13 protein-coding genes are annotated in these 13,049 nt (G+C 59.0%); 6 read left to right on the top strand and 7 right to left on the bottom strand.

The features are described 5' to 3' along the window. Positions 1-9: 9 nt before the first annotated feature. Genes B0G52_RS06090 through B0G52_RS06070 form a run of 5 tightly spaced genes read right to left on the bottom strand, consistent with a single transcriptional unit; the run spans position 10 to position 2,715 of the window. The gene (locus B0G52_RS06090; protein WP_094042643.1) at positions 10-312 is read right to left on the bottom strand and encodes a metal-sulfur cluster assembly factor; all 303 of its coding nucleotides are present in this window, start codon (positions 310-312) and stop codon (positions 10-12) included. A gap of 25 nt (positions 313-337) precedes the next feature. Beyond that, complete coding sequence (locus B0G52_RS06085; protein ID WP_094042642.1) at positions 338-1,570, bottom strand: heme-copper oxidase family protein; 1,233 nt, start codon at positions 1,568-1,570, stop codon at positions 338-340. A 13-nt stretch (positions 1,571-1,583) separates the two neighbouring features. Next, positions 1,584-2,138, bottom strand: coding sequence for a DUF2249 domain-containing protein (locus B0G52_RS06080; RefSeq protein ID WP_094042641.1), 555 nt, complete (start codon positions 2,136-2,138; stop codon positions 1,584-1,586). A gap of 17 nt (positions 2,139-2,155) precedes the next feature. Next, complete coding sequence (locus B0G52_RS06075; RefSeq protein ID WP_094042640.1) at positions 2,156-2,482, bottom strand: hypothetical protein; 327 nt, start codon at positions 2,480-2,482, stop codon at positions 2,156-2,158. Then, positions 2,482-2,715 (bottom strand): DUF2249 domain-containing protein, encoded by a 234-nt coding sequence (locus B0G52_RS06070; RefSeq protein ID WP_094042639.1) that lies wholly within the window; start codon positions 2,713-2,715, stop codon positions 2,482-2,484. The genes B0G52_RS06075 and B0G52_RS06070 overlap by 1 nt, the downstream gene beginning before the upstream one ends. Before the next feature lie 226 nt (positions 2,716-2,941). Here B0G52_RS06070 and lpdD point away from each other — a divergent pair, with 226 nt between their 5' ends. From lpdD to narI, 6 genes are all read left to right on the top strand, one after another. Continuing rightward, complete coding sequence (lpdD, locus tag B0G52_RS06065; RefSeq protein ID WP_094042638.1) at positions 2,942-3,340, top strand: prenylated flavin chaperone LpdD; 399 nt, start codon at positions 2,942-2,944, stop codon at positions 3,338-3,340. Further along, entirely contained in the window at positions 3,321-4,325 is a 1,005-nt protein-coding gene (moaA, locus tag B0G52_RS06060; RefSeq protein ID WP_094042637.1) for a GTP 3',8-cyclase MoaA, read from the top strand. Before lpdD ends, moaA begins: the two co-directional genes overlap by 20 nt. 156 nt (positions 4,326-4,481) lie before the next feature. Next, on the top strand, positions 4,482-8,162 hold the full coding sequence (locus B0G52_RS06055) for a nitrate reductase subunit alpha (RefSeq protein ID WP_094042636.1): 3,681 nt from the start codon (positions 4,482-4,484) through the stop codon (positions 8,160-8,162). Then, entirely contained in the window at positions 8,152-9,621 is a 1,470-nt protein-coding gene (gene narH / locus B0G52_RS06050; RefSeq protein WP_094042635.1) for a nitrate reductase subunit beta, read from the top strand. Before B0G52_RS06055 ends, narH begins: the two co-directional genes overlap by 11 nt. Positions 9,622-9,638: 17 nt before the next feature. Further along, positions 9,639-10,208, top strand: coding sequence for a nitrate reductase molybdenum cofactor assembly chaperone (gene narJ / locus B0G52_RS06045; RefSeq protein ID WP_094042634.1), 570 nt, complete (start codon positions 9,639-9,641; stop codon positions 10,206-10,208). A 3-nt stretch (positions 10,209-10,211) separates the two neighbouring features. Beyond that, a complete protein-coding gene (gene narI / locus B0G52_RS06040; RefSeq protein WP_094042633.1) occupies positions 10,212-10,892 on the top strand; it encodes a respiratory nitrate reductase subunit gamma in 681 nt (226 codons plus the stop codon). A gap of 241 nt (positions 10,893-11,133) precedes the next feature. Here the strand turns inward: narI and B0G52_RS06035 are convergent, their stop codons facing one another. Beyond that, entirely contained in the window at positions 11,134-12,015 is an 882-nt protein-coding gene (locus B0G52_RS06035; protein ID WP_158223604.1) for a COX15/CtaA family protein, read from the bottom strand. 149 nt (positions 12,016-12,164) lie between these two features. Then, positions 12,165-12,887: a Crp/Fnr family transcriptional regulator gene (locus B0G52_RS06030; protein ID WP_233162414.1), complete on the bottom strand. Its 723-nt coding sequence runs from the start codon at positions 12,885-12,887 to the stop codon at positions 12,165-12,167. Positions 12,888-13,049: the final 162 nt, after the last annotated feature.

The raw sequence follows: 13,049 nt of genomic DNA, 5'->3' as shown, positions 1-13,049 counted from the left end.
ACATTCGGGTCAGAAGAAGCCGAGCATTTCTTTCGCTTCCATCGACATCATGCGAGGAGACCATTTCGGCTCCCAGACGATGTCGACGTTGACGTCCTCTTTGCCGGTACGTTCCGCGAGCACCCATTTGACCCCTCCGGCAATCGTGTCGTGCATCGGACAGCCCGGCGTCGTCAGCGTCATTTTGACGTAGATCCGTTCCGGTTCGTCGCGAACTTCGTAGACGAGCCCGAGATCGACGATGTTGACGCCCAGCTCGGGGTCGTACACTTCCTTAAGAAGGTCGCGGAGATGATCTTCGCTGTGTGCCATTGCAATCCACTCCATTTCATGAAAGTTATCGGGTGAATACGAGCGAGATGAGCGCAATATAGGCGATGGACAGAAGGGATAAAGCCGATCCGGCAATCGAGATCAACCAGGATGAGCCTGCCGCAAGTCCTCCCAGAAGAAGGAGGCTCAAGACGGCGATCGACGTCAGCCCGACATTCGTTTGCTTCTCGCTCAGCAGATCCGCCATGACCGGAGTTCCGGGCTTGCCGGCGCGTTTTCCGTACTTGTGCGTCCACCACAGGAACGGAACGATTTTGGAGGCGTAACCGAGTATCGTGAACGATACCCAGCCGCCCAAGTAAGCCCAGCCTGCCACGACGAGGGAGGAGGACAGCAGCATCCGCTCCGGATAGATGACCGAGCAGACGAAGGCGGCGATCGTCATGATGGCGAAAGCTTGGCTTGCGTATATCGACCACTTGATCCCCGAGCCGGGAGTGCGCTTGTGCCGCTTCTTCCTGATCTGTACCAGGTGAACGTTGTAGAGGACGGTCGCGGCCGCCAGCAGAGCAATCGCGAGCTGGAGCGCCCATGCGTCCCAGTCGGCCAGGAATGCCAACGCTCCGATCGTGACGGAGGCGTTCCACAAGATCAGCACGGCGCTTTGCAGCTTGATCGGATAATCGTGCGACAAGTAAAACATCGGCAGCATTTTGTAGCTGAACCCGGTAATCAACAGGCCGAACCAGCCGACCGTCCCGAGCCAGATGTGCGCTCCGAACAGATTGTCGTGATAGTTCGCCCAGATGCCGGTCGCAAAATTCAGGCCCATCGCCATGCCGGACAAGCCGGTCAGCAGCAGGCAGACGACCGAGCACGCGGCGCTGATCGTGATCGCGTTCCACTTCGACGCGCGAATCAGGGTTGCGCCGATGTTCCAGGCGAACGCGATGATGCCGCAGAACGCCAGTGAAGTGAAAGCGGCGATCCAGTGGATGTCACCCCCCGCGAACCCGACGAGCAGTCCGAACAAGCCGACGGAGAATAGCGCGTAATGGACGTAGCCCAGCCGCTCGCTGTACAGCGAAGACTGAAGAATGACGTTGATCAACTGGTAGACGGCGCCCATAGCCAGCATGGTCGCCCAGCCGAGCACGAACAGATGGATGTGAAACCAGCCGTCCGGACCGCGCAGCTCTTCGCCGAGCCAGCCGGACAGCGACAGCAGCGAGGCTCCGTGGAACAGCGCGAATCCGGCGATTCCGGTGATGATAAAAAGAAAGGGGAGACGGGACATCGTTCTCGCCTCCTTACGGTTTTTGTATGCGAACCTTCGCCGATCCGTCCGGCTGCTCCTCTACGGTATAGGGATAGCCCAACGTTTGGAGTTCTTCGATCAGGAACATCGGCACGCGGTCGTTATGAATGTGCACTTCGTCTCCCGGCCGGCAGCGGTCCAGAGCGGACAGGGTGCGAATCATCGGCTTGGGCGGCTCCAGGCCGCGGTTGTCCAGCGAGACCACTTTGGACTCTCCGATCGGCGCCGGTTCGTTATCCGCCGCCGATGACGCGCGTTCCCCGTTATCTTCCTCGTCGCTTGCCCCGTCGTCCAGCCAGCTCTTGTTCTTCTTGTTCACGAAAGTGGAAATCCAGTGCTCGGGACCGATCTGCTCGGCTTTGCCCGCCAATCCTTTCATCTTAAGCACGCCGAACAGCGGCGCCGGCTTGAAGGTGGCGTGAAGGACGAAGATGTCGTCCTTGCCGAGGTTTCTCACGGCATCCATGATCAATTGGAACGGCTCCAGCTTCTTGCGAAGGTGGGGCCTGACGTCCAGCTCGACGATTTTGGCGTCTTTGCGGTCCATGCTCGTTCACCTCTCGACTATTTGGTCTCCCGCCTTTTGGCCTCTTCGTACAGCCCCGCCATCCCTCCGTAGAGGGAGTAGAAGAAAGAGTCGGGCGCGTCCAAGGAAAAGGAAGTGTAGTCTTTCGGATCGACTCCGAGCATTCTCTCGAACAAGCGCGCGGAGTCGTAAGCGTAGAAGCAGAAATACGTATAGTGAAACTCCGGCATCTTCTCGTAGATGGTTACGATCTCGGAGGCGTATTCGCCGATCCCGAGGGAAGCTTCCCGAACCATCGAGACCGCGTCTTCCAAGCCTACCGTAATCTTGATCGTCTTCTCATCGAGGATATCGACGCGCGCCATCAGATTTTCCCGATTCTGACCTGGAATACCGCCGGTCCTCGTTCGACGTAGTCCCACGTGAAGTGCTCTGCGTGATTCGCTTCGAACTGGTAGCGGAGAGGGACGGGGTCGTGATCGTTTATGAGCAGCATGGCCTCGTTCGGCTCCAGACGTTGAAAAGTTTCGAAAATGACTTTGTGCTTCAAATGCGGCGGATACTCCGTGGCGTTGACAGTAGCGGCGAATTGACTCATTTTACATTCCTCCTCGGGAGTAAATAGCTTTACGATCCCGATTATAGAGCAGGCGATGTAGGGACTATGTGACCGCGATCACATATGGGGGCGGAATTTCGCAAGTTCCGAAATGTCTGTGACAGATGCGTTGTCGGCAAAGGGATGGTGATCATCGTCACAGCTGGCGGCGAACCGTCTGCCTATACTGAGGAAGCGTTGACGACAACGGAAGGACGCGAAGCTTATGAAAAGCGGCCGGGCAGAGAACAATCGCCTTGCTCAAGTAGATATTCGTTATTACGGCATGGGCAAAGACGTCGTATTTCTCGTTACCGGGGGAGCGGCGCATATTGGCGCGACGGCGACGGCCTGCTGGTCGGACAAGGAGGGGGAAGCCGTTCATGTCGATGTGCTGACGCTGCCCGGTCACCGGGAAGATCGACTGGCGGCCGAGCTGGCCGTGGCGGCGGCATCGGCTCTTCGCCGCACGGTCGCCGTGCTGGCGGGCATTCATCTGGATCGGCCTTCCCGCGAGGATATCGAAGGGATCGTCCGGGAAGCGCGCCGCCGAATGAAGCAAGTTCTGGACGAATGGGAGGACAGGCCCGAGGAGAGTGAAGCGAGTGGAGAAACGATTGGTTGACGGATTCGGCAGAGTACACGATTACTTGCGCATCTCGGTGACGGATCGCTGCAATCTGCGCTGCGTGTACTGCATGCCCGAAGAGGGGATGCAGTTTGAACCGGGGCATCGCATCCTGTCCTACGAGGAGATCGCCGAGGTCGCGGCGACGCTCGCCCCTCTCGGCGTGAAGAAGCTGCGGCTTACCGGAGGAGAACCGCTGGTCAGGAAGGGGCTCGACCGCTTGGTCGCCATGCTGTCCGCGATTCCGGGCATCGAGGATATCGCCTTATCCACGAACGGGATTTATTTGGCTCCGTTCGCAGAGCGGCTGAAGGAGGCCGGGGTCACGCGGGTGAACGTCAGTCTCGATTCCCTCGATCCGGACAAATACGCGAGGATCACCCGAGGCGGCGATGTCCGCAAAGTCGTGGAAGGCCTGAATGCGAGCCGCCGCGTCGGCTTCGATCCGATCAAGCTGAACGTCGTGTTGATGAAGGGAACTAATGACGACGAGGTAGAGAAGTTTCTGCGCATGACTTGGGAGGAACCGATTCATATCCGCTTCATCGAATACATGCCGATCGGCTTCGAGAGCGCCGGCTGGAAAGCCGGATATTTGCCGCTCGAACACGTGTTGGACACTTGCCGCAGGCTGGGCTGGCGCTTCTCGCCTTGCGGGGACGTGTACGGCAACGGCCCGGCCAGCAGCTTCCGCATGGATGGAGCGGCCGGAACTTTCGGACTCATAAGTCCGGTCAGCGATCATTTCTGCGGCAGCTGCAACCGCCTGCGACTGACGGCCGACGGAAACATCAAGTCCTGCTTGTACTGGTCGGACGAATACAATGTGCGCAAGCACGCCGGCAATCCGGCCGCTATCGAGGCGCTGTTCCGGCGGGCGCTGGAGGAGAAGCCCGAGACGCACGAGATGGCCGCCGCTCTGGCCGGGGCAAACCGGTCGCGCACGCCCACGGCCAGACGGATGTCGCAAATCGGCGGGTAATGGAATGTGTCGAATTTATGAACGGGTGATGTCGGTCACAGCCTGTCGAATCCGCACGGTGATACATTGAACTACAGATTACGGATCAGAGATTTCTAGTTACGGAACAGACATTTCTGGGTAAACGCGCTCCGCATCCAGACAAGGAGGAGAACTATGGGCAAGTCGAGAACGCCGCTATTCCGCAAGCTCAACTATTTCGCCAAACGGGAACAGCATTCCGACGGCTGGAGCGAGGTGTCGCCTGCCAGTCGCGATTGGGAGGACGTCTACCGCAGACGGTGGCAGCATGATAAAGTCGTGCGCTCGACGCACGGCGTCAACTGCACGGGTTCGTGCAGCTGGCAAATTTTCGTGAAGGACGGCATCGTCACTTGGGAGAACCAGGCGACCGATTATCCGTCCACCGGTCCGGACATGCCGGAATTCGAGCCGCGCGGCTGCCCGCGGGGCGCCAGCTTCTCTTGGTATTTGTACAGTCCGCTTCGGGTGAAATATCCTTATGTGCGCGGCACGCTGCTGGAATTATGGCGGGAAGCGCTGCGGCGGGAGGGCGATCCGGTGCGGGCGTGGGCGAGCATCGCGGACAATCCCGAGCTGGTCAAGAAGTACAAAACCGCCAGAGGCAAAGGGGGGCTCGTGCGCGCTTCCTGGGACGAGGCGACGGAGATTATCTCCGCGTCGATGATCCATACGATCAAGCAGTACGGCCCCGACAGAATCATCGGTTTTTCCCCGATTCCGGCGATGTCGATGGTCAGTTACGCCGCCGGCTCCCGGTTTCTGTCGCTCGTCGGCTCGCCGCTGCTCAGCTTCTACGATTGGTACGCGGATTTGCCGCCGGCTTCGCCGCAAATCTGGGGCGATCAGACCGACGTGCCGGAGAGCAGCGACTGGTTCAACTCCGGATACATCGTCGTCTGGGGCTCCAATCTTCCGATGACGAGAACGCCGGACGCCCACTTCCTGGCCGAGGTACGCTACCGCGGGACGAAGGTCGTCTCCGTCAGCCCCGACTACGCGGAATTCGTCAAATTCGCCGATACGTGGATGTCGGTCAAGCAAGGTACGGACGGCGCGCTCGCGATGGCGATGGGCCACATCATTTTGAAAGAGTTTTACGTCGAGAATCCGACCGAATACTTCATTCAATATGCGAAGCAATATACGGATTTCCCCAATCTCGTCCTGATCGAGGAGAATAACGGGGTTTACTCCGCAGGCAGGTTTCTCGTCGCGGACGATCTGGGCGAGAAGGGCAACAACATGCAGTGGAAAACGGTCGTGTACGACGACAACAGCGGAACGCTCGCGGTGCCGAAAGGCAGTCTCGGCTTCCGATGGGGCGAAGAAGGCACCTGGAACTTGCGCATGGAGACGGCGGACGGGCAGCAGCCGATCGAGCCGCGACTGTCGCTGCTGGGCGTTCATAACGAGACGGCGGCGATCCGGCTTCCGTACTTCGACGACGACGGCCGGCATCTGATGGAGCGCACGATACCGGTCAAACGAATCGTGAGCGGAGGCAAATCTCTCATCGTCACGACGGTCTACGACCTGGTGCTCGCCAAGTACGGCGTCGACCGCGGACTGGAAGGGGAGCGCGGGCCGGACGAGAGCAGACCGTTCACGCCGGCGTGGCAAGAGAGCATCACGGGCGTCGATCGCGACGTCGTCGTGCAGATCGCGCGCGAATTCGCCCGCAACGCCGACGAGACGAAAGGGCGTTCCATGATTATCGTCGGAGCGGGCATTAACCACTGGTACAATTCCGACGTCATCTACCGGGCCATTCTGAACCTCGTCGTCATGACCGGGTGTCAGGGGGTGAACGGCGGCGGCTGGGCGCACTACGTCGGTCAGGAGAAGCTGCGTCCCGCGGAAGGGTGGCAGACGATCGCCTTCGCGAGAGATTGGGGCGGACCGGCGAGACTGCAGAACGGGACATCGTTCTTCTATTTCGCGACGGACCAATGGCGCTATGAAGAAATGTCGGTAGACAGTCTGATCTCGCCGCTGGCGGACAAGGCGAGGTACGCGCATGTGGCGGACTATAACGTGATGGCCGCCAGATTGGGCTGGCTGCCCTCCTATCCGCAGTTCGACCGCAACTCGATCGAACTGTACCGGGATGCCCGCAAAGCGGGAGCGAGCACGAACGAGGAAATCTCCGCTTACGTGGCGAGGCAGCTGCAAGCTAGAAACTTGAAGTTCTCGATCGAGGCGCCGGATGATCCGGCCAACTTCCCGCGCGTGCTGTTCGTATGGCGGGCGAATCTGATTTCCAGCTCGGGCAAAGGCCACGAATATTTCCTGAAGCACCTGCTCGGCACCACCAACGGCTTGCTGAACGACGACACTAACAGCTTCAGGCCGGAAGAGATCGCTTGGGCGGAGCAAGCGCCCGAAGGCAAGCTGGACTTGATGGTCAATCTCGATTTCCGCATGGCCGGCACGGCGCTGTACTCGGACGTCGTGCTGCCTGCGGCGACCTGGTACGAGAAGAGCGATCTGAGCAGCACGGACATGCATCCGTTCGTTCATCCGTTTAATCCCGCGGTGTCCCCGCAATGGGAATCGCGTTCCGACTGGAATATTTTCAAGGAGCTGGCCCGGACGTTCTCGGAGATGGCCAAAGATCAGTTTGACCAGCCGCAGCACGATATCGTGGCGACGCCGCTGCTGCACGATTCGCCGGACGAATTGGCCCAGCCGCTGGGACGCATCCGCGATTGGAGCAGGGGAGAGTGCGAGCCGATTCCGGGCCGCACGATGCCTCACTTCCATGTTGTACAGCGCGACTATGCGGCCGTCTACGAGAAGATGATCGCGCTCGGCCCGCTGGTTAAAGACAAGCCGATCGGAACGAAGGGCATCTCCTGGTCGGCCGCGCCGGAATACGAGAAGCTGAAGCGGGTTCTCGGCACCGTGCGGCAAGGGCTGGGCGAGGGCTGTCCGGACTTAAGCACCGACCGCCGCGTCGCCGAGGCGATTCTGACGCTGTCTTCTACGACGAACGGCCATATGGCCGTAAGGGCGTGGGAATCGCTGGAGAAGAAAACCGCGCTTCAGCTGAAGGATCTGGCCGAAGAGCGCGCGGAAGAGTGCTTCACGTTCGAGGAGATCACCTCCCGTCCGAAGACGGTCATTACTTCGCCGGCCTTCAGCGGCTCGGAGAAGGGCGGACGCCGCTACTCCCCGTTCACGACGAACGTGGAGCGCCTCATTCCATGGCGCACGCTCACGGGGCGGCAGCAGTTCTACATCGATCACGAGATGCTGCGCGAATTCGGCGAGACGCTGGCGACGTTCAAGCCGACGCTGAAGCATACGCCGTTCCATCCGAACAGCAAACGGCCGGTCGAAGGCGGCAAGGAAATCGTCCTGAACTATTTGACGCCGCACAATAAGTGGTCGATTCACAGCATGTACTACGACGCTTTGCCGATGCTGACGCTGTTCCGCGGCGGACCGACGGTATGGATGAACTACGAAGACGCCGCGGAAGCCGACGTGGCCGACAACGACTGGATCGAATGCTTTAACCGCAACGGCGTCGTCGTCGCGCGCGCCGTCGTCTCGCACCGGATTCCGCGGGGCATGGCGTTCATGTACCACGCCCAGGATCGGCATATCAACGTGCCGGGCACGCCGATCTCACAGACGCGGGGCGGCACGCACAACAGCCCGACCCGTATCCACGTCAAGCCGACGCATATGATCGGCGGCTACGCGCAGTTAAGCTACGGCTTCAACTATTACGGTCCGACCGGCAACCAGCGGGATTTGCACGTCATCATTCGGAAGCTGCAGGAGGTGGACTGGCTTGAAGATTAAAGCTCAGGTCGGCATGGTCATGAACTTGGACAAATGCATCGGCTGCCATACGTGCAGCGTAACGTGCAAAAACACGTGGACGAACCGTCCGGGCGCCGAGTACATGTATTGGAACAACGTCGAGACGAAGCCGGGCATCGGGTACCCGAAGCAATGGGAAGACCAGGAGCGTTACAAAGGCGGCTGGGAGCTGAGGAAAGGCAAGCTGGAATTGAAATCGGGAAGCCGCGGCAAGAGGCTGCTGAACATTTTCCATAACCCCGACCAGCCGACGCTCGACGACTATTATGAGCCGTGGACCTACGAATACGAGAAACTGACGAACAGTCCCGCCAAGAAGCATCAGCCGGTGGCGCGGCCGAAATCGACGGTGACCGGCTCGTACATGAACCTCGAGTGGGGACCGAACTGGGAGGACGACTTGGCGGGCGCGCACGTGACGGGAATGGAAGATCCGAACATGCGCGGCCTGGAAGAGTCTATCAAGATGGACTTCGAGCAAGTGTTCATGATGTATTTGCCGCGCATATGCGAGCACTGCATCAATCCGGCTTGCGTCTCGTCCTGTCCGTCGGGAGCGATGTACAAGCGGGACGAAGACGGCATCGTGCTGGTCGACCAGAACGCGTGCCGGGCGTGGCGGTTCTGCGTGTCGAGCTGTCCGTACAAGAAAGTGTACTTCAACTGGCAGACGAACAAGGCGGAGAAATGCACGCTCTGCTTCCCGCGCATCGAAGCCGGCCTGCCGACGATCTGCTCCGAGACCTGCGTCGGGCGCATCCGCTATCTCGGCTTGATGTTCTACGACGCGGACAAAGTGGAAGCCGCCGCTTCGGTAGAGAATGAGCAGGATCTGTACGAATCGCAAATGGGCATCTTCCTCGATCCGCACGATCCCGAAGTGATCGCGGAAGCGCGCAAAGAAGGCATTCCGGAAGACTGGATCGAGGCCGCTCAGCGTTCGCCGATCTATAAGATGGTTATGGAATGGCGAATCGCCTTGCCGCTGCATCCGGAATACCGGACGCTGCCGATGGTCTGGTACGTGCCGCCGCTGAGCCCGATCACGAATCGGATCGAAGGGAAGGGCAGCGCGCTGGATCCCAGCGATATTTTCCCGGCGATCGACAGCATGAGAATTCCGGTCGATTATTTGGCCAACTTGCTGACCGCGGGAGACTCGGAGCTGATCCGGGAAGTGCTGCGCAAAATGGCGGTCATGCGCATTCATATGCGCAACAAGCAGACAGGGCGCGTCAGCGATCCGGCTTTGCTGGAGACGATCGGGCAGAGCGCGCAGACGGTGGAGGACATGTACCGGCTGCTCGCGATCGCCAAATACGACGACCGCTTCGTCATTCCGCCGGCCCATCGCGAGCAGGTAGCCGATCTGTACAACGAACAGGGCGGCTGCGGACTCGATTTCATGGGCGGACCGGGCGCGTGCGGCGTATTTTGACCGAGGAGGAGCTGCGGATGGATATCGAGACGACCCAGACGACCTGCTGGCTTCTGGCTTATCTGCTTCAATACCCCGACCGGGATTGGAGGGAGCGGCTTCCGGCGTTCCGGGAGGAAGCGGAAGCCCTCCCGGACCCGGATGCCGCCGCAACTCTTGCCGCCTTTCTTCGACTGGCGGAGGAGTCTGACGATATGCGGTGGCAGGACGGCTATGTGCGAACGTTCGACTTCGGCAAGACGTCCAACCTGTATTTAACCTACGAGCAGCATGGAGAAGAGCGCGATCGGGGGCCGGCGCTGCTGGAATTGAAGCGGCAATATGCCGCCGCAGGCTTCGAGCTGGCGGGGGGAGAGCTTCCCGATTACCTTCCGCTTATGCTGGAATTCGCTTCGGCCGCTCCCTGGGAGTCGTCCGGGGCGCTGCTGGGAGCCAGAACGACGGCGCTGGAATCGATTCGCCGCAAGCTGGAGCAAGCGAACAGCCCGTATGCGCCGTTAATGGAATTGCTGTTGCGGATCGTTCCCGCGAAGCCTCCGAACGAAGCGCATGAAGAAGCGATATTATCGGCGAGAGGAGGAGATTAAGCGATGGAGGTATTGCTGTGGGGCGCCTTGCCGTACGTGGTGCTGACGCTCTTTATCGCCGGGTTGATCTGGCGGTATGCGACCAACCCGTTCAGCTGGACGTCCAAATCCAGCGAAATGCTGGAGAAGCGCAAGCTGAAATGGGGAAGTCTGCTGTTTCATTACGGCATCCTGGCCGTGTTCTGCGGACATATCGCCGGGCTGCTCGTTCCTGTGGAAGTGTATCGGTGGCTGGGGATCAGCGACGAGCTGTATCACCTTGCGGCGATAGCCGGCGGGATGCCCGCGGGCATCGCCGCGTTCGTCGGCTCGCTCATTCTGCTGTACCGCAGATATGCCGACGCCCGCATTCGCGCGACGAGCAGCGCGGGCGACCGGGTGGCGCTCCTCGTTCTCGTCGTCGTCCTGTTCACGGGACTGGCGGCAACGGCGGGGAACTCCCTGAGCCACGGGGACTTCGATTACCGAACGACGATCAACCCTTGGCTGCGGGGAGTGCTGGTGCTGCAACCGGATCCCGCGCTGATGGAGACGGTCCCGATCGGATTCAAGATCCACATTTTGACGACGTTTGTTCTGTACCTTGTCTTTCCGTTTACGCGGCTTGTTCACGTGTTCAGCTTGCCTTTGGGCTATTTAAGAAGAAGCTATGTGCTGTATCGACGCAGGAACGGCTCGGCATAGCTTCGCAACCGAGGCTGTCCCATAAGCCAAGCAAGTTGCTGTGAAAGATAATCGATGATAAAGGTGAAAGGGGTATGTATCTCCCTCCGATGCTATACACTCCTGAAATTTGAACAGGTAAACCCGTGATTAGGTAATTTCAGGAGCGTATGAGGCAGTCTCCGGAAGACACATACCCCTTCTTTATATATCGATCATCTCAAGCAACTCTGCTTATGGGACAGCCTCGCCGCTCGGACGACTATTCGTCGGAGCCGTGCAATTTCAGCCAAATTCGCACCTCGACGAGACAAGCGAACAGGGCCGTCGCAATCGCCAGGTGGATTACCGCCCAGGCGATGTCCAGCTCATACAGGACGGTCAATATCCCGGCAGCGATCTGCGCGGCGGCCAGCGCGGCGCAAGCCAGCATCCGGATTTTCAAGCCGGACGGCTCGTTGCGGACCATCACCCGGAACGCCAATAACCCGATATACGCAACCGCGGCGGCTGCGGCGATCCGATGGATCGTCTGCACCGTTTGCGGAAGGGATTCGGGAAGCCAGCTCTCGCCGCATTCCAGCCAGCCGCAGGCGAGTCCGTAGGTTTCGTGTTTCGTGTAGGCGCCGACGGCTATCGTCAGCAGCATGAGCCCGAGTATCGCATGAACGTGCCGAATGTAAGTCCTGTTCCGCCGGTCGACGGGCGCGTAAACGTCGAGAGGCCGATCGACCGTCCGCCATACGAGCATAACGAGCGCAAGATAAGCCATGGCGATCAGCAGATGGGCGGAAATGACGATCGAAGGCAAATCGAGCACGACGACAAGCGCTCCGAACAGAATTTGCAGGACGAGCAGCGCGAGCGACCAGTTGGCCGCGGCTCGCACGGGACCGGCTTGATCGGTTTTTTTGACGATTTTGTACCACAACATCAGATTCAGGACGGCCAGAACGGCGCCGACGACCCGGTGCGCGTATTCGACCAGCGTCTCTCCGCGCAGAACGGGAACGAGAACGCCGTTGCACAAGGGCCAATCCGGACCGCAGCCCATGCCCGATTCCGACGATGCGACGTAACCCCCGAACACAATCAGTATGTACGTAACGAGCACGGTGCAAAGCGCCAACGACTTCGTATTCACTTGATATGCCTCCCAAAAGTAAAATGTTTCCATTATTTTAGCGCAGCGAAACAGACGGGGATGTAATGCGCATCACACCTGTCCGAATCGTTACGCTATTTTTGATTCAAACGGAAACATGAACTTTCAGGAGATTCGCCGGGCGCGAATTACATGCGGCACAGGTCCTTGGGACACAATTCGCACCGGCATACCGACTGCAGATAGGACAAATCCGTAACGGTGATCATTCCGTCGTTCATGGAGATGGCCCCCGCTCTGCGCAGCTCGCCGAGCATCCGGTTGACGCTCTCCCGCGCGCAGCCGATGTGGTCGGCCAATTCGGCGTTCGTCAGCTTCATTGTAATGTGGATGCCCTTCTCGTCCTGGCGTCCGTATGTGTTGGACAGACGGATCAGGGTGGAGCAGAGGGCGCCCGGTTTGCCCAGCATGACCAGATCGCGGAATTTCGTCTGGGTCAACCGATGCATGAAGCTCATCCAATTGACGAATTCGATCGCCAAGTCGCCATGCTGCCAGAGCAGCACTTCCAAGTCGCTTCGCTGAAACACGCCGACGACGCACTTCTCGATCGTCGTGGCGGTGAATTGGTGGACCGATCTGGACGAGGCGTCGAGCTGACCGAAGAAATCCCCTCCATGGAACAGGGACATAATGTATTCCTTGCCTTCCTCCGACAGCTTCGTCAATTTGACTTTGCCCGATTGAATGAAATACAGGCTGCCGGCGGCGTCTCCTTCGCGGAAGACGTTGACGTTCGAATTCAGATTCTGGAAGTACATAATTTGTTGCAGTTTCTGCAGATTATCGCCGGAAAAGAGGGACGAGTTGCGGATCGGATTGCAGTCGGCTTGCCTTGGCGCGGTAATCACGTGAGCCACCTCCAGGATACGTTGGAGCAAGTATAACAGGGGAACGAAACGTCAAGTGTGATTCACCTCACATCTTCGGCCTTATGGGCAAATAAAGTGTGTTCTACATCACAGGCTGGACATTCCGCTGCGCTTATACTGGGGGTGAACCTACAGAAAAAA

Source organism: Cohnella sp. SGD-V74 (assembly GCF_003001675.1).
Lineage (GTDB): Bacteria > Bacillota > Bacilli > Paenibacillales > Paenibacillaceae > Cohnella.
This window is presented reverse-complemented; position numbering and strand designations above follow the sequence as displayed.

Excerpts from the sequence above, each read along its gene's own strand:
- B0G52_RS06090 (WP_094042643.1), bottom strand. The coding sequence starts at position 312 with ATGGCACACAGCGAAGATCATCTCCGCGACCTTCTTAAGGAAGTGTAC.
- B0G52_RS06085 (WP_094042642.1), bottom strand. The coding sequence starts at position 1,570 with ATGTCCCGTCTCCCCTTTCTTTTTATCATCACCGGAATCGCCGGATTC.
- B0G52_RS06080 (WP_094042641.1), bottom strand. The coding sequence starts at position 2,138 with ATGGACCGCAAAGACGCCAAAATCGTCGAGCTGGACGTCAGGCCCCAC.
- B0G52_RS06075 (WP_094042640.1), bottom strand. The coding sequence starts at position 2,482 with ATGGCGCGCGTCGATATCCTCGATGAGAAGACGATCAAGATTACGGTA.
- B0G52_RS06070 (WP_094042639.1), bottom strand. The coding sequence starts at position 2,715 with ATGAGTCAATTCGCCGCTACTGTCAACGCCACGGAGTATCCGCCGCAT.
- lpdD (WP_094042638.1), top strand. The coding sequence starts at position 2,942 with ATGAAAAGCGGCCGGGCAGAGAACAATCGCCTTGCTCAAGTAGATATT.
- B0G52_RS06055 (WP_094042636.1), top strand. The coding sequence starts at position 4,482 with ATGGGCAAGTCGAGAACGCCGCTATTCCGCAAGCTCAACTATTTCGCC.
- narJ (WP_094042634.1), top strand. The coding sequence starts at position 9,639 with ATGGATATCGAGACGACCCAGACGACCTGCTGGCTTCTGGCTTATCTG.
- narI (WP_094042633.1), top strand. The coding sequence starts at position 10,212 with ATGGAGGTATTGCTGTGGGGCGCCTTGCCGTACGTGGTGCTGACGCTC.